A 26,579-nucleotide genomic window follows, 5' to 3' on the forward strand; every position below is an offset into this window, starting at 1 on the left:
TATAACAACTTTTTGGTTATTCGAATAGCGCTGATCTTCCAGAACAATCATTTAACTTTGACATATTGAGGCGATTATAACTGCATTATTGATGTACACTGCTGTCATATACCAACCAACAACAAGACACGACAAGCTGACTTATCATGGCTACAATTGATTTACCTGACAACATCCTTCAATCGCTATCTACTGTACTCTTACAACTACAGCACAGTTTGCCTGAGCTTAAACAAGCACCCGATTTTTCGAGTATCGCTTTCAAATGGCAAGATAAGCAGCTTAAGGCCATTCAACAGCCCAAAGTCATGTATTTAGAAGACTTAAAAGGAATTGAACGTCAAAAAGAAAAAGTGATTCAAAACACTTTACAGTTTTTAAAAGGCTTACCTGCCAATGATGTTTTACTTACTGGCTCTCGTGGTACAGGTAAATCATCCATCGTCCGTGCTCTGCTCACCCATTATGCAGACCAAGGTTTACGTTTAATTGAAATTGAGCGTGATGATTTATCTGATTTGCCAGAAATTCAAAAGTTAATTGAAAATCGCCCTGAAAAATTTATCGTGTATTGTGATGATTTGGCGTTTAATGCTGAAGATGAAAACTATCGCAGCTTAAAAAGTGTTTTGGATGGTTCATTACAATCAGGTTCAAGTAATTTTATTATTTATGCTACCAGTAACCGTCGTCATTTATTGCCAGAATTCATGCATGAAAACACACCTGTAACCAAGGTAGATGTGCCTCAATATACTGAGCTCCATCCACAAGAAGCGATTGAAGAAAAAATATCTCTTTCTGACCGCTTTGGCATGTGGTTGTCGTTTTACCCAATGGATCAAAATTTATATTTAGAAATTGTTGAACATTATTTGGCTAAAGCTGCAATGCCTTGGACAGATGAAGCGCGTGCTGAGGCACTACGTTGGTGTCAAGGTCGTGGGCAACGTTCAGGGCGTGCTGCTTATCAATTTTCAAAGCATTGGATTGGGTCAGAACAACTTAAACAAGCCTAGAGCCAAAAAACTAAATAAAATAAAGAACCGCAATAGCGGTTCTTTATAATTGAATATGACAAATGATTCTTTAATTCTGACAAATAGGTGGAAGGACAGAACGAATACCTAAACCATTGGCAATTTTCTGCACTGTGTTTACCACATTAACATCATTAGCTTGATATGAAACCAATTGAATACCCATCGGCAGTCCACTTTCACTTTGAGTCATTGGAAAAGCATAACTTGGTGCATCTAAATAGTTAAATGGACGCGTGTATTCACCCACATGACTAAACTCGGTATCCGTTGAGCTTGACACAGCTGTAAGGAATGGGCTCACTGGAAACAGCAAACATTGACCATTTAAAGAAGCTTTAAATGTCTGCTGAAACTCAGTTCGCTCTGCAATCAATGACTCGTATTTTTCCTGTGAAATACTCTTACCGCGTAGCACACGCTGACGAACTAATTCCCACATCTGTGTTTCAGCATTTTCAGCTGTATCGCCATGATATAAATAACTTTCATAAGCAATAATGTCAGACGTCCGGTCCGATAAATTATGAAAATCGAAATGTGCAGGTGGTTGCCAGTTTTTAATTTCGATTCCCAATGATTCAATGCGTTTTAGCCCTTCGCGCCAAAGGGTTAATACCTCAGGCTCAAGCGGATATGGAAATGCAGATTCATCTAAAGCATAAATTACATTTTGACTTGATGCCGCTCCAACATCTACATCCATCAATACATTGACTAAAGCGCTAATATCATCTGCAAATCGTGCAAAAGGCCCTAGAGTATCTAAAGTTTTGGATAAAGGTACTGCACCCGTGTCGGCAATTTTATGGGCTGAAGGTTTAAAACCAAATATGCCATTTAATGCTGCTGGTGTACGAATCGAACCACCTGTATCACCGCCAAAGGCCATAGGACTAAGACCACTAGCCACAGCAACCGCTGAACCTGAAGATGATCCACCCGGTGCAAATTGCTGCTCTGCCCACGGGTTTTTAGGTGTGCCTTGCATTGGATTTTGACCAGACAAACCAAAAGCCAACTCGGTCATTTTAGTTTTACCTAAAATCACAAAACCTAAATCTTGCAATTGATCAACCAGTTTACAGTTCGCTTGCGCTTTTTGATCTAAATAAACCGTACCTGCATAGGTGATATGACCCGCTACATCCAGATTATCCTTTAGTAAAATTGGCACACCATGAAATGGACTCAATCGAGTGTCTTGCTGAAGCAACTCATCTAAATGTTGTGCCTGTTGCAAAGCCTCGATTTCGAATAATTCCGAAATACAATCTAGATGTTTAAATGTTTGGTTTCGATCAATATAAAATTGAACTGTCTCTACTGAAGTTATCTTTTTGCAGGCAATCTGGCGACCAAGCTCAAGTGCAGATAAATTCACAATATTCATTTTATATCTTCCAAACCTTTTCCTGCCGTTTCAGGCATTTTCATAAACGTGATTAATGTTAATAATGCGCCAACCAATACCATAAAGTAGAAATAATCTTGTTTACCAATACTTTGTAGCCAAGTTAGCACATACGGTGTTGTGCCGCCGAGTAAAGCCACCATCAAGTTGTAGGGTGCGCCAATGCCAACTGCACGAACTTCTGTCGGAAACTGTTCAGACATGACAGCTGGGCCAATGGCGGTATATAAAGCATATAAAACCAAGCCGAAAAGCTCGACCAATAAAATTGATGCAAACGTGCCATCCATCCATTTAATGATTGGATAAAAGAACACTAAATATCCCACAGCAAATACGATCAACTGTGGTTTACGCCCAATTTTGTCTGATAGCCAGCCAAATACAGGCTGACACAACATAAAGATAATTAAGCCAACAGTATTTGCAGCAAAGGCTGTTTGTGGCTCTGCGCCTAAAACTTTAATGGCATAGGTCGGGACATAGACCACAAAAATATAGAATGCAAATGTTGTTAAGATAGAAATACCCACAATACGAAGCGTTTCTTTCGGATGACGTTTAATCAGTACAATCAAAGGATTTTTTACTGATTCTTTTTTATGGGTCATTTCGCTATCAGGTACTGATTTACGAATCCACATACCCGCCAAGCCGCCAATCGCACCCAAAATAAACGGAATACGCCATCCGTATTCGCTCATTTGGGTTTCAGTTAAAGTACTTGTTAAAGCCCAAGCAAGACCTGAGGCCATCAAAATACCAATCGCTGAACTGAAAAACATAAAGCTTGAATAGAATCCGCGTTTATTTTTTGGTGCCATCTCTGAAAGATAAGTTGCCGCTGAAGCGAACTCACCACCCAAAGATAAACCCTGAAGTAATCGCGCTAATACCAAAATAATCGGCGCAAAAATACCAATTGATTCATAGGTTGGTGAAAGACCTATCATCAAAGAACCACCTGCCATCATTATGATGGTTGCGGCCAAAGCTGCTTTTCGACCATAGCGGTCAGAAAAGATACCCAATACGATTCCACCTAATGGGCGCATGAAGAAACCTACAGCAAAAATTGCGAAGGTCGCAAGCAAGGATGCAGTTGGATCATCTGAAGGGAAAAATTGTTTCGCGAAAAATACTGCAAAAGTTGCATAAATCGTCCAATCGAACCATTCAATAGCATTTCCTACAGTTCCTGCAAGAATAACTTTCTTTTGTGATACATTTCCTTGTGTGGGAATTGAGTTTTGCATTTTTGACTCATCCATAAGCGTCTCATTTAATATTTAGACATAAATACAGGTTGTATTTTATTTTCTAGACTTAAATTTAGATTATAATTAGTTTTTAGACAAGTCAATCATCATGAGTGAATCTTTTAGTTTCGACGAAATCGATACTGCATGCATCAAAGCTCTTATCTCCAATCCGAGAGGATCATGGCGAGAACTGAGCCAGATTAGTGATGTCCCTGAAAAAAAGCTGTCTCGACGTCTAGGTAGATTGCTAGATGACCAAGTTATACGAACTGCAATTGAATTAAATCCTGTGGTTGCCAATAAGGGTTACACCGTTCATGTCTGGATAAGTGTGAAATTTGGGAAGGAAAAAGAAGTTGCGCAATTTTTTGCAAACCGTCCAGAAGTACGCATTGTTTTTCTAACCACAGGACTTGCCGATATTTTCCTTGAAATTGGATTAGAAAAGGCCGCCGATCTCTCTGTTTGGATGCATGATTTTGTTACGCATATTCCGGATATTAAAACCGTAGAAACCCAAGCCGTATTAAAACCATTTACTTGGGCAAGCAAACCCAAAGCTTTAGAAGGTACAAGCGATAAAAACATCAATTTTAGAAGTTTGACTGAAATAGAGTTAAAACTGATTCATGCTCTGTCTATTGATGGGCGTTCATCTATTAAAAGTTTGGCAGAGCAAATCGAACTCAGTGAACATAAAACTCAGAAATTATTGAATGATTTATTGGAAGAAGGCATTTTCAACATTCGTGTCGATGTAGAACCCAGTTTGATGGGCTATAAGTCCGAAGCGATTATTTTGATTAAAGCTCGTCCAGATGCAGCAAATCAAATTGCCAAGACCTTGTCTGAACTTAAAAACACACGCTGCCTATTTGGCATTAGTGGAGATTCACAATTTTTCTGGCATGTCCTATGTAATGATTTAAGTGATTTATGGAAACTCATTACAGAAGATCTTGGTAATTTTGAAGGCATTCAATCTTGCAATACTAACATGGTGACATTGGCATTAAAACGTGCAGGATTTATGCGAAAAATCAGCAGCGCGCAGTTATTTTCAAATTTAGATTAAAAAAAGAACCGCAAATGCGGTTCTTTTTTTTAACGATTTTTACGCTTCGTTTGGATTACTCAATTCCGTCATCGGCCAACGCGGTGTAGTTGTAACAGACAAACCATCATGCTGACCCGCCTTAAGACGCTGATAACCTGCAAACGCAATCATTGCACCATTATCTGTACACAGCGCAGGTTCTGCATAAAACACATTTGCACGGATTTTTGCCAAGTCAGCTTCTAAGCGCTCACGTAAACGCTTGTTTGCACTTACACCACCGGCAATAACTAAACGTTTTAAACCCGTTTGTTTTAAGGCCTTCACTGATTTTTTCACCAATGTATCAACCAACGCTTCTTGGAATGATGCAGCGATATCCGCCTCACGACCTTCGCCTTCAACTTTTTTCAATTGAACTGAAACGGCAGTTTTTAAACCACTAAATGAAAAATCTAAACCTTGGTGTAGCATTGGACGTGGAAATTCAAAGGCATTGATGTCACCATTGATCGCCAATTTCGAAATATTTGGACCACCTGGGTATGGTAGACCCATCATTTTAGCGACTTTATCGAATGCCTCACCTGCTGCATCATCAATCGACTCACCCAATAATTCATATTGACCAATTCCATAAGCAGCCATCAATTGAGTATGTCCGCCAGAGACTAAAAGTGCCACAAATGGAAATTTTGGTGGAGTTTTAGACAACAGCGGCGCCAACATATGACCTTCCATATGATGTACACCAATTGCAGGTTTATTCAGTGCAAATGCCAACGTACGACCAAACAATGCGCCTGTCATTAATGCACCCATCAAGCCCGGCCCGCGAGTATATGCAATGGCATCAATTTCAGATTTATCAACTTTACTTTCTTCAAGCAGTTGTTTTAATAACGGAATTAACTTACGCACATGGTCACGTGAAGCTAATTCAGGTACCACACCACCATATTCTGCATGCAGTTTGATTTGGCTATACAATACTTGTCCGCGTAATCCTTGCTCACTATCGTAGAGTGCGAGTCCTGTTTCATCACACGAAGTTTCCAAGCCTAAAACGATCATTAAACTGCCTTTTGCCCATTTCAAAATATTGCGAAACCTATTATAGACTTGTGATATGAGATGTAAATGAGTAAAATACTGACCTTCACTTGTGATCAAGGGTAATTCGACCCGAGATCTTATCCATAACTTAATGAGGATTCTTCATGCCACAAGTTAAATTGAAAGAAGGCGAACCAGTAGACGTAGCTATCCGTCGTTTCAAACGTTCATGCGAAAAAGCGGGTGTTCTTGCTGACGTTCGTAAACGTGAATTCTACGAAAAACCAACTCAAGAACGTAAACGTAAAAAAGCTGCTGCTGTTAAACGCTACCAAAAGAAATTGGCTCGCGAATCAGTACGTACTACTCGCCTTTACTAAGATTAATTTGTGATTGATTGACTAACTTGGACAAGATAAATGACTACTTTAAAAAACCAAATAACTGAAGTTTTAAAAGCCGCTATGCGTGCTAAAGAAATGGACAAGTTAACGGTAATACGTAGTCTACAGGCAGCAATCAAGCAAATCGAAGTCGATGAGCGCATAGAGCTTGACGATAAGCAAGTTCTTGCGGTCATTGAAAAGCAAATCAAACAACGCAAAGAATCGGTTAAAGCCTTTTTAGGTGCAAACCGAGATGATTTAGCTAGTAAGGAACAAGCCGAGATTGAGGTGTTATCTCAATTTCTACCAGAAGCTATGACTGAGGAAGAACTTGATTCCATCATTGCGCAAACAATTACTGCGCAAGAAGCTACTAGCATGAAAGATATGGGTAAGGTGATGAACTCTCTACGTCCGCTCATAGCCGGACGTGCCGATCCTGCACAAGTTTCAGCTAAAATTAAAGCGAAACTCTCTTAATCTTTCATCTATATTGTTTGATTTGGTCTATTTAAGTACGCTGATGACTTAAATAACCAAATTATCCAAATTCAAAAATAATTCAAATACATACATCATTTATTTTTTCTTTATTATCTAACGATTTCATACTTACAAATATCTCGCCAACTTCCATCTACTGGATTTTGAATTGCAGCTTGTTCGATTTCAATCAATTTAAAATTTGCTCGTTCACATAGACGTCGTGCTTGTTTGTTTTCTACATCTACAAAAGCGTTTAATTGCTGAAATCCTAGATCATTCAATAATTGATCCACAAATAACTGCAAAGCTTCTGTCATCAAACCCTGCCCTTTAAATTCAACATTTCCCCAAAATCCAACGGCAGCTTGGTTTTCCATCCAATTGATTTGATGAATATCCATGACACCTAGAAAGTTATGCGACTGTTGCTCACGAATCACATAAACAAAATTTTCCTAATTTAACGCAGCCAACACTCTCGAATCACAAAATGCCAATGAAGCATCTAAATTAGGTTCTTGTAAGGACCAAGCCAAACTTGCAGGAAACATTCGTAAGGTTACTATACTTTGACAAATAGCCTCATAAAGTGCTTTTGCATCGTGGCGCTGAATCAACTGAAGCGTGATTCTGCCATGACTCATCTCAAAATCATTGAGTTTCATTTTTATTCAGTTTCTCGTGATGATTTAAAATGCTTATCAATTTATTTTTAATTTAGGGCACATTGCACATTATATTTTTTTAATAATTGCATCTCTTTTGATGCGATCACCTGCTGAATCACATCCTGCTTATTCATATTACGGTACTCACGATCTAAAAATGCACGATTTTCGTCTGCAGCACGGTATAGATCATTTACATAAGTCTGAACAATACCGCAGTATTTCACTTGCTGGTCTGCTTTAAATCCCTGTTGCTGCGGGTCTAACTGACTAAAAAATTGGCGTACATCGGTTTTATATTTTTCGTTAATATCATTCACAGCGATCACATATTGTTCTGCGCTAGCTGCTGCAATATTCGTTGCTAAGCCCAACAGACAGGCCGCCAAAATCATATTTTTCATTTGTAAGTTCTTAATCATAAACATTTTACATCCAGCTAGTTTACACTGATTAATCTAAGCCACTAAAACTACAATTTGCACTTTATAATCAACATAGATAAGTGCATCACAGTTGAAATCTTTATATTTTTAATTTCCGCTCATTTTGCATTTCGTCTACACGCTGCTTGATTTTTGCAGAAAGACTTTTCGAGTCTTTGGCGATGCGCTGCGCCTGTAGCAAAGATTTAATCGCGCGTTCTTCATCCCCGCCCCAATACTCTACTTCAGCTCGATATCGCAGCACATTGACCGAACGGAAGCTTGCATCTTTGTCTGCATCAGCCATTTGCAACATCAGTCGCCAACCACTCAAGTCACGTGGATTTGCTTGTAAAAATCGCTGTAGAATCAGTTGTGCTTGCGCATATTCTTTGTTTCGAATCAAAGCCTCTGCATATTTATAATTTATTGCACGATTTTCAGGCATGATGATTGCCGAACTTTTCACAGCGTTCACAGCATCGGCTGTTTTGTTTTGTCCCAACAACACATCGGTCTGCAAAATAGTAAAAAGTGCATGCGATGCATTTTGTTTTGCTGCTTCATTTAATAACTTTTGAGCAGCACTAAAGTCACCTTGTTTAATATGCAAGCTCACCAAAGCCAACTCAGCTGCATAATTCTTTTGCGCCACCATCGCATTTAATTGCAATTCAGTCGCCTGACCTGACAATACTCGACTATACCAGCGCAGAATTTCAAAATCTTGATCAACCAAACTAGTTTTAACTTGAGGCAACTGATTGGCACGTAAGCGCGCTTCGCTCATACGCTCCGTGGTTAAAGGATGCGTCAACCAAAAATCAGGTAGAAAGCTCACTCGACTCGTAGAGCGATGCATTACTTCAAAAAAGTCAGCCATGCTTTGCGGATTGTATCCAGCACGGTACATATACTGCATCCCAATACGGTCTGCTTCACGTTCTTGGTTTCGGCTATAGGTTAGTTGCTTATCCATCAAAGCGGCTTGTGAGCCCATCATTACAGCCGCACCGACATCACCATCTGCCTGTGAGGCCACCAAGGCACCGACCAAAATACCGGCTAGTGACAGTAAACCTTGCCCTTTAAAGGCTTCCTGCGAACGACTGTAATGACGTTGTGATACATGTGCAATTTCATGCGCCATCACCCCTGCCACTTCATCCATATTACGTGCTGAATTAATTAATCCTGCATTTAAAGCAAATAAACCACCAGGTACAGCAAAAGCATTAATTTGTGGATCATTAATTAATAACAAACCAACCGGTTGATTGAGTTGAGTTTGACTCAAAATATGCGTAAAGACAGATAAAAGACGATCTTCCATCCACGGATTTTCAGTCACAGGGAGTTGACGATGCACCTCACGATACACCTTCTCACCAATGGCACGTTCTTTTTGTTGATCCAACAAGCCGACGCCACTACCAATTTCAGGCACAGAAAATTGTGGGGATGAACTAAAATCTACGGACTGCGTCTGCGCCAATGTCGAACAAAGCCCGAGACCACATGCCAGTAAAATCTTTTTCAAAGTCTATTCTCTAAATTTCATATTCGTACTTCATCGAATATAGCATTGAATTTTGGTGAATTATGGAGAAAACTGTTGTGATTGTTTATACAAATTTTGGATTGACCACATAGCGTGGCGCGCGTTCATGTACCAAAACATCCACTAAATTTTGATAAGCCAATTCCGCCATACGTTTACGAGTTGCCGCTGTTGCTGAACCCACATGGGGTAATGTCACGACATTGGCTAATGTAAATAATGGCGATTCTTGAAGTGGCTCTTGCTCATACACATCTAAGCCTGCTGCAAAAATTTGACCACGACTTAATGCATCGATTAAAGCGGCTTCATCAATCACTGAACCGCGTGAAATATTGACCAATACCGCATGCGATTGCATCAAGGCCAACTCACGTTCACCAATTAAAGCTTTCGATTCTGCATTTAAATCCACTGCAACGACCACAAAGTCAGCACGTTGCAACAAATCATCCAAATCGCAATATTGCGCTGATAACGATTCAGCCAATTCAATTTTTTCTCGGCGATTATGATAGAGTACATTCATATTAAAGCCGTAGCGAGCACGACGCCCAATGGCTGCGCCAATATGTCCTAAGCCAATAATTCCGATGGTTTTAGCAAAGACATCCATACCAAATTGCTCAGGACCCACTGTACGCTTCCACTGCCCTTGTTTGGTCCATTGATCCAATACAGGCACTTTACGTGCTGCACTCATCAACAAGGTAAATGCTAAATCTGCTGTAGTTTCCGTCAATACATGCGGAGTATGGCTCAACCAAATATTTTTTTGATTTAAAAATGCTAGATCATAGTTGTCATAACCGACACTTACACTTGAGATGACTTTTAATTGTGATGTATGAGCTAAATTTGAGGCATTCAACAAACGTCCCGCACCAATCATGGCGTCAGCATCTTTTGAATGCTCAAGAATTTGCTGATTCACATCGCCCAATTTAGGACTAATTTGGAAAACTTTAAATTGTTGTTCTAAACGTTGAATTATTTCTTGATCTATTTGACTAAAAACCACTACTTTTTTTTGCATAAATTTTCCATTTACGTAATTTAAGTATTTTGTCCTGCCTTATTTTGCATAAATTGCCATAGGCGTTTTTTCAATAAAGGCTGTTCAATCATTTGCTGTAAAGATGCCAATGGATACACCTTCGCATGCTCTAAATGCGGAATATCGCCTAGGCAAATGACATTTTTATCCAAGCTCATCGCATCGATAAAACCCTGTACATAAGATGCTGCACCACGACCATCTTGCAAATTCACCCAACCAAAAGGCCACTGTAAGGCAAAAAAATCGGCACTGACTGCGCGCTGAATATTGCTCCACAAAACTTGCTGCTCTGCCGTTAATTCTGTGGCATCAATGACAATGACACAGTGCATTAAACAGATGGCTTCTAAGTTAAACGAAGGGATTTGAACAATTGGACGAACTTCAACAGGCTCAACAACCTTTGGTTCATCTTTAGGTGCTTCTACAGATTGATTTACAACAATATCAACGTTCTTTTTAAGCTCAGTCTGTGATGAAACAGGCGTTGGCTGAGGCTCATTTTTGAGTAGAATTTCAGAGACTATTTCAGGAGCCGCCTGATCTCGCCAAATATTTGAGCTAAATTGCTGACACGGAGCCGCCTGAGGAATCCATATATCAATTCCCATTGCCGCCATTATGCTTCGCTGATGCCCAATCATGCTTTCATTTTCACCTATTCAAGGCTTGTTATTCTAACGGGATTCATTGGTTTTTGCTGAACTTTTATAAATCAATTAGACCACTCTATTTCTCTAATGATTATGTAGACTTGCTCAGACTACTTTTGACTTAAAATTAAACAATTTATTCATAAATCAAGCCGCTATAAATAATTATACGATCATTAAACTATTTTTCTTTTGCATTAGTTCAACTATCTCAGCTGATTCAAATCCAATACGCCAATATAGTAGCTGCAAAACATCCAACTCATCTTGCGTGATAATTCGATCATTCCATAAACATATTTCAGCAACCCCAAGAATGCTTAACCGCTCACGCAGCAGCAGCCCAGAAATATCATTTAGGATTTCAGCCAAATCAATTGGCTCATCAGATATATCGCGATAGAACTCTAGTTCTTCTTTCGTTAAGATTCGATTGAGGATTTTTTCACGCACTTCGAGTTGGTTATCACTGTTAATTTGTTGCACATGCAACAAGGCATCAATCAAACGCACAATACTCGGTTTTACATCTTCTAAAGATGTAGGTGTATGTGCAGGCAACAGATTTAACTCATATTTGACTGTTTCAAGTAGTAATGCATCGAGCAAACCAATTTCACCATCTTCCTGAATAATTTTGGCCAGCTTGGTTAAGAACTGCCGTGAAATTGTTGCTGGCATGGTACCAATATTTTTACATGCCTCATGAAAAATGGAGATATGCACACGACCATCAAGATTCAATAAGGCATCCACAATCGCACGACTCACTTCAGCTTCAGTCGGAATAAACTCTCGATACTGACGAATCATTAAAATAGCAACCATCACCTCACGCGAACCCGTTGCTGTTTGCAAGGCACGTTGGATCAATTCAGGCCGCTGCCAATTTTCACGAATCTCAGGGTTCAACGGTTTAATTGCATCTCGTATCGCAAAACTAATCGGTGACAAGCGCAGTAAAGGTAATGGTTGTGGCGAGTTCCATGGTGTTGCAACATCTGGACTAGCTTCTTCTAGTGAACGGAATAAATAAAATAGCGGCTGGTTTCGCAGTTTTTTTAAATTTTCTAGTTGCAGGTCATGAATGAGCGCCGGATTTAATTCAAAAATACGCTGTTCAATACTTGGGTGAATATTCATCCAGTTTTGCGGACTGAGTGAGTTTGCAAAACACATATGAGAAATCGATTCCGCATATTCACTATGAATTTGCGAACCTGAATGATGCACATAAATCCTTAATAAGGTTTGAATATTGGCATCATTTTGAATCAGACGTTTAGTTTTCTGGTCATTACGATAGGTTCGAGAACCCAAAGAGATATATTTAATAAAGCGGGAAATCAAAACACCTAAACTACCGATCAACCAAATAACTGCGCCAATCGCTACAAAGAGCGTTTCAAACTTATTGTCCCTTGCTTGTCCATTTTTATAGAAACCACGTTTTGCAATTTTACTGCCCCACTGACTAAAGGTCGTCAAACCGCTATATAAGATTTTCAAACGGGTATTTTCAGCAGCTTCCCCCGACAAGATCTTATTAAATTCATGGCTCAGCAAACCATACATTTCCATCTCATCTAGGGTTTGTAAGGCACCCCAGGTTAAAATGATCGATGTATCTCGAGGGCTAAAACCAGCGGTGAGCGCATTCACACCCACTTCATCAGGTAAGACATAAAGTGCGGGAGTATCGATTAGAAAGGTATCTGCCAGCTGCTCAGTCATACGCAGTGCAACACTTTCTTCAGGAATACTTTCAATGAGACTCAGACGTCGCGCACCTAACTGTTTTGCAAGTGAATAACCACCTAAGCGAAAGGTGTAAAAATCATAGAGAACTGAAACCAACATAATCAGCAGTACAGTAGCCACTAAAAATGGGCTAAGGACATGCCAATAGATAGACTGAGTGGAATCATAATAATCCACAATTAAACCGACAATTACATTAATAATTGCGACGGTCAAAAACACTGCCGCCATACACATGGTGACAGGCCAAAACATATTTTTGTTTTTTATAAAATCATAACCCACACGTCTCAATGTAATACCCTTAAGCTACATTGTCTTTTGTTTGCTCATCATAAATGAAAAAAGCGGGAAATTCCCGCTTTTTCAGTGTGTTTTCAGCAGATTATTCTTCGCGAACACCTGTTAAATCCACAGAAGCTGCATCAATGTTAACATCGATATAAGCTGGCTTTTCATTTTTTGCAGAGTCATTACGTTTACGCTCTAATGCTGCCAAATATTCAGCATCAATACCGCCTGCCACATATTTACCATCAAATACCGAGCAATCAAAGTCTTGTAACTCAGGGACTTTCTTGGTGCGTACTGCAGATTTCAGATCTTCCAAGTCTTGGAAAATCAAGCGATCAGCACCAATAATTTCACGGATTTCTTCAACGCTACGTTCTGACGCAATCAGTTCAGATTTGGCTGGCATATCAATCCCGTACACGTTTGGATATTTCACCATCGGTGCTGCAGACGCAAAGAAGACTTTTTTCGCACCCGCATCACGCGCCATTTGAATGATTTCGTTACAAGTCGTACCACGAACAATCGAGTCATCAACCAATAGTACGTTTTTGCCTTGAAACTCTAGCTCTACAGGGTTAAGCTTTTGACGCACAGATTTCTTACGAAGTTGCTGACCCGGCATAATGAAGGTACGACCGATATAACGGTTCTTCATGAAGCCTTCACGGAATTTCACACCTAAGGTATTTGCAAGCTCGAGCGCCGAAGTACGTGAAGTATCAGGGATTGGGATCACGACATCGATATCGTGCTCATCACCCCATTCACGTAGAATTTTCTGAGCAAGTTTTTCGCCCATTTTCAAACGTGCTTTGTAAACTGAAATACCGTCAATGGTTGCATCTGGACGCGCAAAATATACGTATTCAAAGATACAAGGACGATATTCAGGGGCTACTGCACACTGCTTGGTCGACATCACGCCATCAGCAGTAATATAAATTGCTTCACCCGGTGCAATATCACGTTCAACCTTAAAGCCGAGCGCTGTAATTGCGACAGATTCAGACGCAATGATATATTCCATACCATTTTCAGTTTCACGCGAACCGTAGATCAATGGACGAATACCATTTGGATCACGGAAACCCACAAGGCCCTGACCGGTGATCATAGCAACAACCGCATAACCACCTTTGCAACGTTCATGCACACGTGATACCACGTGGAATACATCTTCAGCACTTGGTGTAAGTTTTGCGCGTTTTTGCAATTCGTGAGCAAATACGTTTAATAATACTTCTGAGTCTGAATCGGTGTTCATATGACGTAAGTCAGTCTTGAACAAGTCATCATGAATTTCAGCAGCATTGGTTAAGTTACCATTATGTGCAAGCGTGATGCCATAAGGTGAGTTTACATAGAATGGCTGAGCTTCAGCACTGCTTGAAGAACCAGCAGTTGGGTAACGAACATGGCCAATACCATAATTACCCTGTAATGCACGCATATGACGTGTGTGGAACACATCACGCACCATACCCGTATCTTTACGCAGGAATAAACGACCATCCTGACAAGTTACGATCCCGGCTGCATCCTGTCCACGATGTTGTAACATCGTTAACGCATCAAACAACATTTGGTTAACAGGTGATTTACCAGCTATACCAACTACTCCACACATAGCAACCTCGCAGACAAGCTAGGGTTAATAAAAAGGATTATTTGTTGACTCACCCGATCCAGAACGTCCGTGCTTGTTCTGCGACTCAGATGGGAGGTCTGAAGATTTCTGAGCATCTTCAGACTGAATATGATGAAGTGCTTGATTTGCAGCATCTTTGGACAATTCGGTTGCCCAAGGCGCATATGGCAATAATAACTGAACCATTTTAGATTGTTTCCAATGTGGTGAACTTTCTACCCAAGGACCTAGCCCCTGCATAGTGATCAGCACCACCAACAATCCTTTTAAGCTTCCAAAAACACCACCTGCCAGTCGATTTAACGGACCGAGCTTTAATGTTTTCAAAATACTGTTCAATAACCATGTCGCGACCCAAGTCATGACTACAATCAACAATACAATAAATGCGAACGCGGCAATCTTCTGTACCACTGGATCTGTACTTAAAGATGTCATCGAAGGTGCAAGGACGGTTGCATACTTTGCCGCAATGACAAGTGCAAGAATCCATCCAATGAAGTTCGCAAAGGCTTTTACAAATCCTTGACGCAAACCGTTAAGCCCTCCAATGAGCAAAATAATCAGTATAAAGATATCAATGGTATTCATGATATTTACAATGCGTCTACGCAGTCTTTTACAAGTGTCGGACCTGTATATATGAGGCCACTATACACTTGTACAAGGCTTGCTCCTGCTTTTTGTTTCGCAACAGCATCTGCGCCCGACAAAATACCACCCACACCGATCAATGGAATTTGACCGTTTAATACTTTAGCAAAAGCCGCCAAACATGCCGTACTTTTTTCAAAGACTGGCGCACCGGATAGACCACCAGCTTCATCACCAAATGGAAGGCCTTCAACACCTTCACGTGACAAAGTCGTATTGGTGACAATCAGACCATCAATTTTAAATTTTAACAATTGTTGTGCAATAAAATTAATGTCTTCTGGTTCTAGATCTGGTGCAACTTTAAGTACTAAAGGTACATAATGTTGATTTTCATCCGCCAACTCGAGTTGACGTTTCTTGAGCGTCTCTAACAGTTCAGTCAAAGCATCACCGCTTTGTAAGCTGCGAAGATTTTTTGTGTTAGGAGATGAAATATTAACGGTAATATAAGAAGCGTAGTTATAAACTTTTTCTAGACAAATCAGATAATCGTCAACTGCTTTTTCAACAGGTGTGACTGCATTTTTACCGATATTGATCCCAAGTACACCCTTAAATTTTGCAGCTTTGACATTTTCGATCAGCTGATCCACGCCATCGTTGTTAAAACCCATACGGTTAATAATGGCTTTTGCTTTCGGTAAACGAAATAAACGAGGTTCAGGGTTTCCTGATTGTGGAAGTGGTGTAATTGTACCAATTTCAATAAAGCCGAAGCCCTGGCTCGCCAGCGCATCGATATAAGCACCGTTTTTATCAAGACCGGCTGCTAAACCAACTGGATTCGGAAATTCGATTCCCATACATGTCACTGGTTTAGACGCCACGTTTTGACGCATCATTCCCATCTTGTGAGAAGATTTCAACAGCGATAATGTCAGCTCATGTGCACGCTCTGGTGCTAAAGTAAACAACAAAGGGCGGGCTAGAGAATACAACATATCTATAAAAGTCTACTGCTTTTTAAGTCGGCATATTATAGGCACAGCACAAATAAAACGCCATGCTTAGCAGATCTTTATTTTTACCGATTATTGTACACTCGCTGTTAATTTGACCTGTCCTGCTTCAGAACTTAATTCCATCTTTTCAATACTTAAGCCAATTTGAACCAATTGCGTCAAAAAATTGGCCAGAATTGCATAATTTTCATGCATCACAGCAATCTGTATTTGCTCGCCGACTTGTTGCGATGCCACTGACAAGCCCTGTTGTTGCGACACACGCTGAACTTTTTCCAACGCACTCAGTTGTGTATCACCTGCTGGTTTCATCGTGACGGCATTACTTTGCATCCAAACAACAGTATCTTTAAGTTCATTCACGCGCTTTTGTTGAAAATTTGCAGCTTTGTTCATATAAAATAGTGCCGAACCAATCGCTGCCACTACAACAAAAATCGTGGTAAAGATCACCATGACTCGTTCACGAGTAGAAAGTTGGTCTAAATAATCAGTGATGCGCTCAATTTGCCCATCTATACCTTGCTGTAGGTTTTCCATTTTTGTCATTATTGTATTTTCACCAATCCAATCGCGCCGTTGGCACTTGGTTGAATATTCCCTAATTCAACTTTAAAACCTTGTTGTTTTAATTGATTGGTTAGGGTTTGTAGTACTTCTGCCGAATTGGCTTTTAGCTCCATATTTAACATCGAGGCTTCATAGCTCACACGATTTGCAGAAATTTGGTTTTGCATCAAAACTGGCCCGACACGGCTCAGCAAGGACAGCGCCTGCGCATTGCCCGTTTGACTCTGACGCAATTGTGATTCGAACTGGCTTTTCAGCGTTTGTTCGGTCACAGGATAGCTTTGACCAAACCAATATTTAAACTGATCAATCGCTTGTGCCGCAGTGATATTGGCCACTTTTTTGTATTGATACCAGCGAACTGCATCATAACTAAACTGAGTAATTAGAGCCGCAACCAAAACCGCTGCACATGCTTTCCAATAGCCACTCACACCCGTATTGGCTTTGGCTTTCGGCAAAACATTGAGTGGATGTTGTTTCGGTTTTTTTATATTGGGTAGTTCATAATGAAACGATTCAATGTGATCATGCGTTACAGCGGCTTCAAGACTATGCGTCTGATCTGAACTTAGATTTGAAATCTTATAGTTCGGCTGACCAATTTGATAATCTAAATACAATGCCAAATCATCAACAGACTGACCGACATATTCACTATTTCGGACCAATAAATGACCGCTGACATTTGCCAAAACATGTTGCCCAGCTTCTGGGCTTGGCAAGACCAAAAAGTCAGGTAATAACGAAATGACTTTCACAGGGATTAGTGTCAAAGCATGCTGCATCGTTTCGACTGCACTATGCGCAACCCCCATGACCGTTAATTCATCTGGACTTTGAAAATGATGCAATACTTTCATTGCATCCAAAGGCAAAATGACATATTCCTCAAGTAAATATTTTACGCCGTCTGGGCCAAGTTTTTTATATTGGTTTTTTGGAAAATTTTGCTGAATGATTTGTACATCACGACTTGGAAAGAAAACAACCGCTTCCTTTCCCGCATGTGGCTGAATTTCCTGAATCAATTGTTCAAGCGTCGATGACTGCTTCCAGAAATCCCCTTCTGACCATTGCCAAACCCCATTGGCGTCGGGCATCCATAAATACAACATTAATTTTTCTGCCGTTTTAATTGGTTTTTATGTTGATGGTATAAACGTTTTAATTTGTGTTGATAACCCTGGAGCAATGACCGCTTGTTCATAAATGCGCGCTTCTGCCAAAGCATAGGGATTAAAATATTCTGAGACTAAAACACTGGCCATATGTGCCACAACGTTCATATGGCACACCACCACAATAGACTCATACGGTAAATGTGACAACCATTCCACTGCAACTTTGGCATCATCTTCCGGTTTAATGGCATTACAAATAACCACAGGCACATGTGGAAAATGTTTTTGCAAAGATGAAAGTGTTTGCTGCGCCCGCAGTAGCGGACTCACCACAAAAACGTCTGGTTGAATTATATCTTTCAAATATGCTGCAGTTTCTGCCGCTTGAGTTTGTCCGCGCGCTGTTAAAGGACGCTTTTCATCATTCCCCATTACTGGTGGAGCAGCTTCGCCATGCCTAACCAATGTCAGTTGCATAAAATTTCCTTATTCTATTCCGCACATTATATACAGCCAGTATGACAAAGCTATGTGTATTGCATATTAATCAGCAAACTTAAACTTGCTGATGTGGCAAGACAAATTCAACATCACTGCGATGGCCATTTTTCATCAGTGACAATGCAATATTCAGTGCCGGCGCACCTTCAAAAATCACTTCGTACAAGGCACTGGTAATTGGCATATACACACCGAGCTCGTCAGAGCGTGCGCGTACTTGCACAATAGTATTAATCCCTTCCGCAGTTTGTCCCAGTTCTTTGGTCGCTTGTTCTAAGCTTTTACCACTGCCGAGTGCAAAGCCGACTTGGTAATTGCGGCTGAGTGGACTACTACAAGTTGCAAATAAGTCACCGACACCAGATAAACCTAGGAATGTTAATGGGTTTGCGCCTAATTTCACTGCAAAGCGGCTCATTTCTGCCAAAGCACGTGTCAAAATCATACTCTTGGTATTTTCACCGACACCATAAGCCGCAGCTAGACCCATCGCGACTGCATAGATATTTTTCAGAGCACCGCCCAATTCCACGCCATGCACATCATCACTGGCAAATACACGGAACAAAGCACTGTGCAGCGCTTGTTGAACAGCATAACGAACCAGTTCAGATTGGCTTGCGATCACTGTTCCTGCTGGTTGTCCTGCAACAATTTCCTTCGCCAAGTTTGGCCCTGAAAGCACACCATAAGGGACTTCAGGAAGTTCTTCACGAATAATATCGCTCATAAAGCTAAAGGTATTGGCTTCAATACCTTTGGTTAAAGACACCACTGCTTGTGACGTGATAAAAGGCTTGATCTGCTTTAAAACACTACGGAAAGAATGGCTCGGAATAGCCACTAAAATAATGTCACGATTACATACTGCTTTTTCTAAATCTGAAACAGCAAGCAAACCAGCTTCTAATTGAAAATCTGGCAAGTAACGTTTATTGATATGTGTTGCATTGATATCCGCAGCCACCGCCTCATCACGAATCCATATCATGGTGTCACAGCCATTACGTACTGCGGTATTGGCCATCGCAGTACCAAAACTCCCACCACCCAACACCGTAACACGTAGTGCAGTTTTTTGATCGACTGACACAGGGCTAACAAGACTTGCAAAATCAAGTTCTGACATTGTTCTTTTATCCTAATTTCTTAACTAATCGATCTTGTTCAATCGACCTATTTTTCACTTTTATTGGTTTGCTTTATGCCAATGGCTTACAAAATCAGCAGACTGTATTTCAGCACGCGGTGGAATGGCTTTAACTGCTGTACCGATATAAATAATGCCTGAAATCAAATCATTTTCCGTTAAACCCAAGGCTTGTTTAAACAATTTAGATTCAACCACCGCCCCACTACGCCACATGGTTGAAAAGCCCTGTGCTTGTAAAGAGAGCAAAAAGTTTTGTACTGCTGCGCCTGAACTTAAAATTTGTTCGAAATGCGGAACTTTGGGATGATCTTGTAATTGAGTTAAAGCCAAAACCAATAGTGGCGCACGAAATGGATGGTGTTTCACACGTTCCAACTGCGCTTCTTCTGTTTGTCCAGTATCGGCTAAAGCATGTGAAAGCAACTCACCAAATGCTTCACGTTCAGTTTCAGAAATAATCACGAAACGCGTAGGCTTAAGACGATGATGATCTGGCGCCGTTAAAGCGGCTTGAAACGCATTTTCCAATTGCTCAGCATTCGGCGCAGGTTCAATTAAATGACCAATCGACTGACGCTGATGAATATTTTGATGAACTGTATCAACTGCTGATTTTAGAATTGACATCTATACACTGTACTTTAAAACGTTTGCTCAAGATTAGCATATTCTCAATAACTTACTCTAGAATGTTTACATCAGACTCGGTGCTTATTTGTTAAGTCAGCTTTATTCACAGATTTACTATAAAAAAACCGCATAACTTGTACAGCAGTTCCCTGTTCTATAAGAAATTTTATGTTCAAATAAATCAAATTGTTTCTAACTCGGGGCACCGCATGAAAAAATTCAAAAAAACTGTTGCCATTGTTAGCACGCTAAGCGCAACTGTGCTTTTAGCTGCATGTACATCTACGCCAACAAAATCTTTAGCGATTCAAAAACCAAATAATCAATATGAAGTGACTGCCGTAGGTAAAACCAGTTTAGCGGCAAAAAATAATGCAATTGCAGCTGCAAATAGTACCTGTGGTAAAAATGCGACCCCTGTCGTGGTGGATGAAAAGCAAGAATACAACGGAGTTTTAAAAGGCGTGGTCGATGAAAAGACAGGTCAAATGATTCAGGCGGCGGCTGGCGTACTTGGCACCATTACAGGAAATAGCGGCAGTATCAGCAAAGATGATGATTACCAAACCGTACTAACCTTTAGTTGCCGTGCAAACTAAAACGTTAGCCTGTGATTTCGTTTTGTTATTAACTCAAAACGAAGTTGTCGTTATGAAATAGTCGACATGAAATAAAAAAGCCTGCAAATCTGCAGGCTTTTTTTGAAGCAAAAATTAGCAATAACCGTCTAAACGGGTTAAAGGTAATTTTTGACCAATGGCTTTTTCAATTTCAGGCAGTGAAAAAGCATCATCTTCAGACAAGAAACTAATACTCACACCACGAGTACCCGCACGACCTGTACGACCAATACGGTGTACATAATCATCCGACTGTTCAGGAAGTGTGAAGTTCACTACATGAGAAACACCATCGACATGGATACCACGACCCGCAACGTCTGTTGCAATCATGATGTTATGTTGACCATTTTTGAACTGATCAAGCATTTTCAAACGTTTATCTTGAGCGATTTCACCTGACAACATCACCACTTTATAACCATCTTTTTTGAGGTGATCATAAAGTTTACGCACTTGATCACGACGGTTGGCAAAGATCATGACCTTTTCAATTGGTTCATCACGTAAGATGTCTTCCAATAATTTATATTTATCAGACTTCGCCACCATGTAGACACGTTGCTCTACATCTGCATTGGTTTTTTTCTCAGGTTCAATTTCAACAGTTACTGGTTCAAACAACCATTGCTGTGCCAAATTTAAAACGTCATAACTAAATGTTGCAGAGAACATCAAAGTTTGTCGTTGTTCTTTACGTGGTGAAAAGCGCACGATACGTTTCACTGAAGGAATAAAGCCCATATCTAAAAGACGGTCAGCTTCATCGATCACTAAAAATTCAATTTGATCGAGCCAAACTTCTTTTTGTTCCACAAAGTCAATTAAGCGACCTGGGGTTGCAACCATAATGTCGACAAAATTACGATTTAATAGATTTTTTTGCTTATCAAAATCTACCCCACCGAGCAAAGTCATGACATTGAGATCAGTGTATTTCACTAATTCTTTTGCATCACTTTCAATTTGCAAAGCAAGTTCGCGCGTTGGTGCAAGAATCAATGCACGCGGTTCACCACGATAACGCTGTTCTTTAATTGGATTATTCAACAAGTCATTGATCACACTGACCAAGAAAGCCGCAGTCTTCCCAGTACCAGTTTGAGCACGACCAATAGCGTCATGTCCAGCCAATGTAAATTTTAAAACCTTTTGCTGAATAGGCGTCATATCCTTAAAACCTAAAGCATCAATGGCTTTTTTAAGGTTCGGATGTAAATTTAAGGTTTCAAAACCTGATGACATATAGATGTGCCCTAATTGAATAATCACAAAATTGCTGAAGCATTATAAACAAAAAACGCCCCAATTTACATTGGAGCGTTTTTGAGTACATTCAGACGATTAGTCTAAAGGTTGTACTTCTTCAGCTTGGAAGCCTTTTTGACCTTTAACAACGCTGAATTCTACGCGTTGGCCGTCACGAAGTGAACGGTGGCCTTCGCCCATAATTGCGCGGAAATGAACGAATACGTCGTCGCCGCCGTTACGTTGAATAAAGCCAAAGCCTTTAGTGTCGTTGAACCATTTAACAACGCCTTGTTCACGAGCTGTCATAAGTTAATCCTTATCGTATTTAAAAAAGAAGGACCACCCGGTGTTGCAAACAGCAGACCAAACAAGGTTAAAAAAAATATTTTTATTTCTAAGCTTGTAATCATTCTGTAAAACTATCAACAAAATCCCGGTTACATCCAAATATATCAAGAGTTAAGAGGCTTCACAGCCAACAAAAATCTTAACAACGCAACGAGCTTAACACGGGTTTACCGCAATTAATAGATTTTTTTGATCTATTTTCCTTTTGAATATTCTTATTTTTTCACATCGTTTGAGTTATAAATCACAAAGGATTTTTACCTATTTTAGGTTGGGATTTGGCACTGTATTTGCTAATATTTCCATTGAAATGTAAACATGTTGGATCTGCTTCGTGAGTGACAGCCAAAATTCGCTTTTAACTGTAGATGCAATGGGTAAACCCTGCCCGATGCCACTATTGATGCTCAAAAAAGCTTTAAAGAAAAGTCCAGACCAATCTTTATTGTTAAAGTCATCCGATCCGCACAGCCAACAAGATGTATCACGATACTGTCAAATACATCAGTTAAACTGTGAAATGCGCAAAATTTCCGATTCTGAGTTTCATTACTTGATTGAATCTTAAAAAGATTCAGTTAAACTAAATTGCTTCATAATTGAATAAAAGTTTACATTTCTATACCCAATTTTCCATAATTTACGGAAATATTGGATTAAGATGAATCTTAGTTATTGGGCTTACCCATTTTAATTCTCAAGGAGAAAACATGAGTGACAGCAGCAATCAATTGATGCCCCTGTCATTATCGGCACCTGGGGTGAATCTTGGTGCTTATATTAGTACTGTTAATCAGATTCCAATTTTATCGGCCGAACAAGAAAAAGAGCTGGCCGAACGTTATTATTATGACCAAGATTTAGACGCAGCTAAAATGCTTGTGATGTCACATCTTCGTTTTGTTGTACATATCGCACGTAGCTATGCAGGCTACGGCTTGCCACAAGGTGACCTGATTCAAGAAGGTAACTTGGGCTTAATGAAAGCGGTAAAACGTTTTGACCCAAACATGGGCGTACGTCTCGTATCTTTTGCTGTGCATTGGATTAAAGCAGAAATTCATGAATATGTGATTCGTAACTGGCGTATTGTCAAAATTGCGACCACTAAAGCACAGCGTAAATTATTCTTTAATTTACGTAGCTTAAAAAAGTCATCTAAAAAATTAACTCTGGCTGAAGCACAGTCGATTGCCAATGACTTAAATGTAACACCCGAACAAGTCTTAGAAATGGAAGGCCGTTTAACTGCTTATGATGCTGCCTTTGAAGCTCAAGGTGATGACGACGATGAAGGTTCGACCCATGTCGCTCCTGCCCTTTATCTCGAAGATAACCGTTACGACCCTGCGCGTTTAGCGGAAGATGAAGATTACGAAGAACAAAGCACTTCAGCTTTACATGAAGCCATGGATCAGTTGGATGACCGTTCGCGTAACATCTTACAACGTCGCTGGTTAGATGACGAAAAGTCGACGCTGCATGAATTGGCGGCAGAATATAATGTATCTGCTGAACGTATTCGTCAGTTGGAAAAAAATGCGATGGAAAAAATTAAAGTCGCAATGTCTTCAAACTAAGTTGAAGGCTTTTCCCAGTCATTCTTAAAAAGAGCATTTCGATGCTCTTTTTTATGTCTGAATAGTATTGAATGACAAGCTACAACACAAAAACTTTGGGCATTTTTGCTTTAACCCTGCGTGCTAAATATGCTATGGTTATGCGCAAATTTTGTTAAGGTGAATGCACATGTGGATTGCCATTTCCGCACTTAACTTAGCTTTTGCTGTAATGCTTGGTGCCTTTGGTGCACACGGATTAAAAGCTCGCGCGACTGAAGCCCAATTGGCTTGGTGGCAAACTGCAACGGACTATTTCTTTTATCATGCACTGGGCTTACTTGCCCTCGCGATCTTATCCAAAGTCATTCCCCAACTTCCAATAAAAGCCAGTTTCCTACTTATACAAATTGGTATTTTCTTCTTCTGTGGTTCTTTATATGTGATGGCTCTAGGTTTACCACGCAGTCTCGGTGCCATTACTCCAATTGGTGGAGCGTTGATGATTGCTGGATGGCTCATATTGGCCTGGAATGCATTTAAATACGCAAAATAATTAACCACAGATTTTGGCCTTATTCAATAGGTAAGGCAGCAAGAACGGAATCCACAAATGCAAATCTATTTAAACGGCGAAGCTACACAAACCGAATGTGTCAACCTCTTGCAATTGGTTCAACAATTACAACTGGAAGGCAAACGCTTCGCTGTTGAAAAAAATGAAATGATCATCTCGAAAAGTAAATTGGAACAAACACCAATTACTGAGCAAGATCATATTGAAATTATTCATGCCGTAGGTGGCGGCTAAAATGGAGCTCCCATGGAAGATACACCCCTTATCATTGGTTCACGTACATTTAATTCACGACTTTTAGTTGGTACAGGTAAGTACAAGGACTTAACGGAAACTGACCAGGCCATTCAAGCCAGTGGTGCTGAAATTGTGACCGTTGCCATTCGCCGTGTGAATATTGGTCAACATCCAGACCAGCCGAACTTGCTTTCTGTAGTTCCACCTGAGAAATATACGATTTTGCCAAATACAGCTGGTTGTTTCGATGCGAACAGTGCGGTCCGTACTTGCATGTTGGCGCGTGAACTATTAGATGGTCACAATCTGGTTAAACTTGAGGTTTTAGGCGATGAGAAAACCTTATATCCAAATATTACCGAGACTTTAAAAGCTGCACGTACATTGATTGACGATGGTTTTGAAATCATGGTTTATACCTCAGATGACCCGATTGTGGCACAAGAACTAGAAAGCATGGGCTGTGTAGCGATTATGCCTTTAGGTAGTCTTATTGGCTCAGGTTTAGGCATTCTCAACCCACATACTATTTCGATCATTAAAGACAATGCCAAAGTGCCTGTCTTGGTCGATGCCGGTGTGGGTACTGCAAGTGATGCAGCGATAGCGATGGAATTGGGCTGTGATGGCGTATTAATGAATACGGCAATTGCAGCAGCTCAACACCCTGTTCTGATGGCTTCAGCGATGAAAAAAGCAGTTGAAGCCGGTCGTGAAGCGTTCCTAGCAGGACGTATGCCTCGTAAACGCATGGCAAATGCCAGTTCACCTGAAACCGGATACTTCTTTAAATAAGAACTCATTCACGGTATAAAAGAGGACTCTATTGAGTCCTCTTTTTGATTTTGAAAACCTGATAATAATGAAAATATTCCATATATTTTGTACTTTGAGTCTTTGTGTCGCATCTAGTTGGCTGTCTGCCCAAGTGCCGAGCACAGCCAAATCACTCGCGCCTCAAGGTTGGAACATTTTGATGGCTACGACTGGAGACCTAAACAAAGATCAAATGCCAGATATTGCGATGATCGTGGAAAAGCAAAAAGTCGATGTAGCGACCTATGATGACGATGGCAAAGTCGTTCATAACCATCCACGAAAACTCATCGTATTTTTTAAAACCGCAAAGGGATATCAACGTATCGTTGAAAACAACAGTATCCCAGTCGCTCAGCAACCGAATTCATGCTTACTTGATCCACTTGCTGAAGCAGAAGACATCCAAATCAGTAAAGGCAATTTACTCGTTCATTTTAGTTATTTTATGGCTTGTGGTGGCTGGGAATGGCCCCGACATAGTTATACCTTCCGTTGGCAAAATCAACGCTTTGACCTGATTGGTTTTGACTACAGTAGCTTTCACCGAGCTTCTGGTGAAGAAACATCGAAAAGCTACAATTTTTCGACCTTAAAACGTAAGGAAATTGTAGGCGGCAATATGTTTGAAGATGCCAAAACTCATACCAAATGGTCAACCTTCAAAGCACCACAACAGCTGACGCTTAAAAATATTAACTTTGATGATTTCTATACGCAGTTCGAGTACTAAGTTGAACCTGGGCAATAAAAATCTAGCAATAAAAAACCGCCAATTTCGGCGGTTTTTTTTAATTCAA

Annotated in this window: 31 protein-coding genes; 11 read left to right on the top strand and 20 right to left on the bottom strand. The window is 40.3% G+C overall.

The window, feature by feature from the left end; translation table 11 throughout:
* Nucleotides 1-146 precede the first annotated feature (146 nt).
* The gene (locus tag FTT92_RS04275; protein ID WP_078193612.1) at nt 147-1,019 is read left to right on the top strand and encodes an ATP-binding protein; all 873 of its coding nucleotides are present in this window, start codon (nt 147-149) and stop codon (nt 1,017-1,019) included.
* A 70-nt stretch (nt 1,020-1,089) separates the two neighbouring features.
* Here the strand turns inward: FTT92_RS04275 and FTT92_RS04280 are convergent, their stop codons facing one another.
* Entirely contained in the window at nt 1,090-2,433 is a 1,344-nt protein-coding gene (locus tag FTT92_RS04280; RefSeq protein WP_180171522.1) for an amidase, read from the bottom strand.
* Complete coding sequence (locus FTT92_RS04285; RefSeq protein ID WP_180171523.1) at nt 2,430-3,725, bottom strand: MFS transporter; 1,296 nt, start codon at nt 3,723-3,725, stop codon at nt 2,430-2,432. Before FTT92_RS04285 ends, FTT92_RS04280 begins: the two co-directional genes overlap by 4 nt.
* 97 nt (nt 3,726-3,822) lie before the next feature.
* On the opposite strand from FTT92_RS04285, the gene FTT92_RS04290 reads away from it, so the two are divergent.
* On the top strand, nt 3,823-4,791 hold the full coding sequence (locus tag FTT92_RS04290; protein WP_180171524.1) for an Lrp/AsnC family transcriptional regulator: 969 nt from the start codon (nt 3,823-3,825) through the stop codon (nt 4,789-4,791).
* Nucleotides 4,792-4,830: 39 nt separating this feature from the next.
* Here FTT92_RS04290 and tsaD read toward each other — a convergent pair whose 3' ends face one another.
* Nucleotides 4,831-5,847, bottom strand: coding sequence for a tRNA (adenosine(37)-N6)-threonylcarbamoyltransferase complex transferase subunit TsaD (gene tsaD, locus FTT92_RS04295; RefSeq protein ID WP_180171525.1), 1,017 nt, complete (start codon nt 5,845-5,847; stop codon nt 4,831-4,833).
* Between the two features lie 146 nt (nt 5,848-5,993).
* Here tsaD and rpsU point away from each other — a divergent pair, with 146 nt between their 5' ends.
* Together rpsU and FTT92_RS04305 are read left to right on the top strand one after the other, a co-directional pair.
* The gene (rpsU, locus tag FTT92_RS04300) at nt 5,994-6,209 is read left to right on the top strand and encodes a 30S ribosomal protein S21 (RefSeq protein ID WP_001136722.1); all 216 of its coding nucleotides are present in this window, start codon (nt 5,994-5,996) and stop codon (nt 6,207-6,209) included.
* A 39-nt stretch (nt 6,210-6,248) separates the two neighbouring features.
* Nucleotides 6,249-6,695: a GatB/YqeY domain-containing protein gene (locus FTT92_RS04305; protein WP_078193617.1), complete on the top strand. Its 447-nt coding sequence runs from the start codon at nt 6,249-6,251 to the stop codon at nt 6,693-6,695.
* A gap of 113 nt (nt 6,696-6,808) precedes the next feature.
* Here the strand turns inward: FTT92_RS04305 and FTT92_RS16685 are convergent, their stop codons facing one another.
* The 15 genes from FTT92_RS16685 to FTT92_RS04375 all read right to left on the bottom strand — a co-directional run bounded on the left by FTT92_RS16685 (nt 6,809) and on the right by FTT92_RS04375 (nt 20,368).
* Nucleotides 6,809-7,141, bottom strand: a complete 333-nt coding sequence (locus FTT92_RS16685) for a GNAT family N-acetyltransferase (RefSeq protein WP_373684095.1) — start codon at nt 7,139-7,141, stop codon at nt 6,809-6,811.
* A gap of 15 nt (nt 7,142-7,156) precedes the next feature.
* Complete coding sequence (locus FTT92_RS16690) at nt 7,157-7,345, bottom strand: hypothetical protein (protein ID WP_257231582.1); 189 nt, start codon at nt 7,343-7,345, stop codon at nt 7,157-7,159.
* A gap of 68 nt (nt 7,346-7,413) precedes the next feature.
* Complete coding sequence (locus FTT92_RS04315; RefSeq protein WP_111885700.1) at nt 7,414-7,773, bottom strand: hypothetical protein; 360 nt, start codon at nt 7,771-7,773, stop codon at nt 7,414-7,416.
* A gap of 121 nt (nt 7,774-7,894) precedes the next feature.
* A complete protein-coding gene (locus tag FTT92_RS04320; RefSeq protein WP_180171526.1) occupies nt 7,895-9,334 on the bottom strand; it encodes a M48 family metalloprotease in 1,440 nt (479 codons plus the stop codon).
* A gap of 85 nt (nt 9,335-9,419) precedes the next feature.
* Nucleotides 9,420-10,391, bottom strand: a complete 972-nt coding sequence (locus tag FTT92_RS04325) for a D-glycerate dehydrogenase (RefSeq protein WP_180171527.1) — start codon at nt 10,389-10,391, stop codon at nt 9,420-9,422.
* Nucleotides 10,392-10,411: 20 nt separating this feature from the next.
* Nucleotides 10,412-11,059 (bottom strand): hypothetical protein, encoded by a 648-nt coding sequence (locus FTT92_RS04330; RefSeq protein WP_180003008.1) that lies wholly within the window; start codon nt 11,057-11,059, stop codon nt 10,412-10,414.
* A gap of 174 nt (nt 11,060-11,233) precedes the next feature.
* Nucleotides 11,234-13,123, bottom strand: a complete 1,890-nt coding sequence (locus FTT92_RS04335; RefSeq protein WP_180023879.1) for a M48 family metalloprotease — start codon at nt 13,121-13,123, stop codon at nt 11,234-11,236.
* Nucleotides 13,124-13,214: 91 nt separating this feature from the next.
* A complete protein-coding gene (gene purF / locus FTT92_RS04340) occupies nt 13,215-14,753 on the bottom strand; it encodes an amidophosphoribosyltransferase (RefSeq protein WP_078193623.1) in 1,539 nt (512 codons plus the stop codon).
* Between the two features lie 24 nt (nt 14,754-14,777).
* Nucleotides 14,778-15,365: a CvpA family protein gene (locus tag FTT92_RS04345; RefSeq protein WP_180171528.1), complete on the bottom strand. Its 588-nt coding sequence runs from the start codon at nt 15,363-15,365 to the stop codon at nt 14,778-14,780.
* Between the two features lie 5 nt (nt 15,366-15,370).
* Complete coding sequence (locus tag FTT92_RS04350) at nt 15,371-16,372, bottom strand: quinone-dependent dihydroorotate dehydrogenase (protein WP_078188867.1); 1,002 nt, start codon at nt 16,370-16,372, stop codon at nt 15,371-15,373.
* Nucleotides 16,373-16,462: 90 nt separating this feature from the next.
* Nucleotides 16,463-16,942 (bottom strand): type II secretion system protein GspM, encoded by a 480-nt coding sequence (gene gspM / locus FTT92_RS04355; RefSeq protein WP_180171529.1) that lies wholly within the window; start codon nt 16,940-16,942, stop codon nt 16,463-16,465.
* On the bottom strand, nt 16,942-18,081 hold the full coding sequence (gene gspL, locus FTT92_RS04360) for a type II secretion system protein GspL (RefSeq protein ID WP_180171530.1): 1,140 nt from the start codon (nt 18,079-18,081) through the stop codon (nt 16,942-16,944). Before gspL ends, gspM begins: the two co-directional genes overlap by 1 nt.
* A gap of 27 nt (nt 18,082-18,108) precedes the next feature.
* Nucleotides 18,109-18,564, bottom strand: a complete 456-nt coding sequence (locus FTT92_RS04365; RefSeq protein WP_078193626.1) for a histidine phosphatase family protein — start codon at nt 18,562-18,564, stop codon at nt 18,109-18,111.
* Between the two features lie 79 nt (nt 18,565-18,643).
* Complete coding sequence (locus FTT92_RS04370; RefSeq protein WP_180115237.1) at nt 18,644-19,717, bottom strand: NAD(P)H-dependent glycerol-3-phosphate dehydrogenase; 1,074 nt, start codon at nt 19,715-19,717, stop codon at nt 18,644-18,646.
* A 60-nt stretch (nt 19,718-19,777) separates the two neighbouring features.
* The gene (locus tag FTT92_RS04375; RefSeq protein WP_218948321.1) at nt 19,778-20,368 is read right to left on the bottom strand and encodes a nitroreductase family protein; all 591 of its coding nucleotides are present in this window, start codon (nt 20,366-20,368) and stop codon (nt 19,778-19,780) included.
* A gap of 212 nt (nt 20,369-20,580) precedes the next feature.
* Here FTT92_RS04375 and FTT92_RS04380 point away from each other — a divergent pair, with 212 nt between their 5' ends.
* Nucleotides 20,581-20,970 carry a hypothetical protein gene (locus FTT92_RS04380; RefSeq protein WP_180115238.1) on the top strand — a complete coding sequence of 130 codons (390 nt, stop codon included), beginning with the start codon at nt 20,581-20,583 and terminating at the stop codon, nt 20,968-20,970.
* 114 nt (nt 20,971-21,084) lie between these two features.
* On the opposite strand, the gene rhlB is transcribed toward FTT92_RS04380, so the two are convergent.
* Both rhlB and FTT92_RS04390 read right to left on the bottom strand, forming a co-directional pair.
* Entirely contained in the window at nt 21,085-22,236 is a 1,152-nt protein-coding gene (gene rhlB / locus FTT92_RS04385) for an ATP-dependent RNA helicase RhlB (RefSeq protein ID WP_180003018.1), read from the bottom strand.
* Nucleotides 22,237-22,335: 99 nt separating this feature from the next.
* Nucleotides 22,336-22,548, bottom strand: coding sequence for a cold-shock protein (locus tag FTT92_RS04390; protein WP_005014923.1), 213 nt, complete (start codon nt 22,546-22,548; stop codon nt 22,336-22,338).
* Nucleotides 22,549-22,963: 415 nt separating this feature from the next.
* Between FTT92_RS04390 and FTT92_RS04395 the strand changes: the two genes are divergently transcribed.
* From FTT92_RS04395 to FTT92_RS04420, 6 genes are all read left to right on the top strand, one after another.
* Nucleotides 22,964-23,158, top strand: a complete 195-nt coding sequence (locus FTT92_RS04395) for a sulfurtransferase TusA family protein (RefSeq protein ID WP_078189214.1) — start codon at nt 22,964-22,966, stop codon at nt 23,156-23,158.
* A 142-nt stretch (nt 23,159-23,300) separates the two neighbouring features.
* Complete coding sequence (rpoH, locus tag FTT92_RS04400) at nt 23,301-24,170, top strand: RNA polymerase sigma factor RpoH (RefSeq protein ID WP_078188879.1); 870 nt, start codon at nt 23,301-23,303, stop codon at nt 24,168-24,170.
* 169 nt (nt 24,171-24,339) lie between these two features.
* Nucleotides 24,340-24,705 (top strand): DUF423 domain-containing protein, encoded by a 366-nt coding sequence (locus FTT92_RS04405; RefSeq protein ID WP_111885687.1) that lies wholly within the window; start codon nt 24,340-24,342, stop codon nt 24,703-24,705.
* A 57-nt stretch (nt 24,706-24,762) separates the two neighbouring features.
* Nucleotides 24,763-24,960, top strand: coding sequence for a sulfur carrier protein ThiS (gene thiS, locus FTT92_RS04410; protein ID WP_180007313.1), 198 nt, complete (start codon nt 24,763-24,765; stop codon nt 24,958-24,960).
* Between the two features lie 12 nt (nt 24,961-24,972).
* The gene (locus tag FTT92_RS04415; RefSeq protein WP_078193631.1) at nt 24,973-25,758 is read left to right on the top strand and encodes a thiazole synthase; all 786 of its coding nucleotides are present in this window, start codon (nt 24,973-24,975) and stop codon (nt 25,756-25,758) included.
* Nucleotides 25,759-25,939: 181 nt separating this feature from the next.
* On the top strand, nt 25,940-26,512 hold the full coding sequence (locus FTT92_RS04420; protein ID WP_180171531.1) for a hypothetical protein: 573 nt from the start codon (nt 25,940-25,942) through the stop codon (nt 26,510-26,512).
* Nucleotides 26,513-26,579 lie beyond the last annotated feature (67 nt).

This window comes from Acinetobacter sp. YH12023 (genome assembly GCF_013420135.1).
GTDB lineage: Bacteria > Pseudomonadota > Gammaproteobacteria > Pseudomonadales > Moraxellaceae > Acinetobacter > Acinetobacter amyesii.

Coding starts and splice junctions, on each gene's coding strand:
- FTT92_RS04275 (WP_078193612.1), top strand. CDS start 147: ATGGCTACAATTGATTTACCTGACAACATCCTTCAATCGCTATCTACT.
- FTT92_RS04280 (WP_180171522.1), bottom strand. CDS start 2,433: ATGAATATTGTGAATTTATCTGCACTTGAGCTTGGTCGCCAGATTGCC.
- FTT92_RS04285 (WP_180171523.1), bottom strand. CDS start 3,725: ATGGATGAGTCAAAAATGCAAAACTCAATTCCCACACAAGGAAATGTA.
- FTT92_RS04290 (WP_180171524.1), top strand. CDS start 3,823: ATGAGTGAATCTTTTAGTTTCGACGAAATCGATACTGCATGCATCAAA.
- tsaD (WP_180171525.1), bottom strand. CDS start 5,847: ATGATCGTTTTAGGCTTGGAAACTTCGTGTGATGAAACAGGACTCGCA.
- rpsU (WP_001136722.1), top strand. CDS start 5,994: ATGCCACAAGTTAAATTGAAAGAAGGCGAACCAGTAGACGTAGCTATC.
- FTT92_RS04305 (WP_078193617.1), top strand. CDS start 6,249: ATGACTACTTTAAAAAACCAAATAACTGAAGTTTTAAAAGCCGCTATG.
- FTT92_RS16690 (WP_257231582.1), bottom strand. CDS start 7,345: ATGAGTCATGGCAGAATCACGCTTCAGTTGATTCAGCGCCACGATGCA.
- FTT92_RS04315 (WP_111885700.1), bottom strand. CDS start 7,773: ATGAAAAATATGATTTTGGCGGCCTGTCTGTTGGGCTTAGCAACGAAT.
- FTT92_RS04325 (WP_180171527.1), bottom strand. CDS start 10,391: ATGCAAAAAAAAGTAGTGGTTTTTAGTCAAATAGATCAAGAAATAATT.
- FTT92_RS04330 (WP_180003008.1), bottom strand. CDS start 11,059: ATGATTGGGCATCAGCGAAGCATAATGGCGGCAATGGGAATTGATATA.
- purF (WP_078193623.1), bottom strand. CDS start 14,753: ATGTGTGGAGTAGTTGGTATAGCTGGTAAATCACCTGTTAACCAAATG.
- FTT92_RS04345 (WP_180171528.1), bottom strand. CDS start 15,365: ATGAATACCATTGATATCTTTATACTGATTATTTTGCTCATTGGAGGG.
- FTT92_RS04350 (WP_078188867.1), bottom strand. CDS start 16,372: ATGTTGTATTCTCTAGCCCGCCCTTTGTTGTTTACTTTAGCACCAGAG.
- gspM (WP_180171529.1), bottom strand. CDS start 16,942: ATGACAAAAATGGAAAACCTACAGCAAGGTATAGATGGGCAAATTGAG.
- gspL (WP_180171530.1), bottom strand. CDS start 18,081: ATGTTGTATTTATGGATGCCCGACGCCAATGGGGTTTGGCAATGGTCA.
- FTT92_RS04365 (WP_078193626.1), bottom strand. CDS start 18,564: ATGCAACTGACATTGGTTAGGCATGGCGAAGCTGCTCCACCAGTAATG.
- FTT92_RS04370 (WP_180115237.1), bottom strand. CDS start 19,717: ATGTCAGAACTTGATTTTGCAAGTCTTGTTAGCCCTGTGTCAGTCGAT.
- FTT92_RS04375 (WP_218948321.1), bottom strand. CDS start 20,368: ATGTCAATTCTAAAATCAGCAGTTGATACAGTTCATCAAAATATTCAT.
- FTT92_RS04380 (WP_180115238.1), top strand. CDS start 20,581: ATGAAAAAATTCAAAAAAACTGTTGCCATTGTTAGCACGCTAAGCGCA.
- rhlB (WP_180003018.1), bottom strand. CDS start 22,236: ATGTCATCAGGTTTTGAAACCTTAAATTTACATCCGAACCTTAAAAAA.
- FTT92_RS04390 (WP_005014923.1), bottom strand. CDS start 22,548: ATGACAGCTCGTGAACAAGGCGTTGTTAAATGGTTCAACGACACTAAA.
- FTT92_RS04395 (WP_078189214.1), top strand. CDS start 22,964: ATGGGTAAACCCTGCCCGATGCCACTATTGATGCTCAAAAAAGCTTTA.
- rpoH (WP_078188879.1), top strand. CDS start 23,301: ATGAGTGACAGCAGCAATCAATTGATGCCCCTGTCATTATCGGCACCT.
- FTT92_RS04405 (WP_111885687.1), top strand. CDS start 24,340: ATGTGGATTGCCATTTCCGCACTTAACTTAGCTTTTGCTGTAATGCTT.
- thiS (WP_180007313.1), top strand. CDS start 24,763: ATGCAAATCTATTTAAACGGCGAAGCTACACAAACCGAATGTGTCAAC.
- FTT92_RS04415 (WP_078193631.1), top strand. CDS start 24,973: ATGGAAGATACACCCCTTATCATTGGTTCACGTACATTTAATTCACGA.
- FTT92_RS04420 (WP_180171531.1), top strand. CDS start 25,940: ATGGCTACGACTGGAGACCTAAACAAAGATCAAATGCCAGATATTGCG.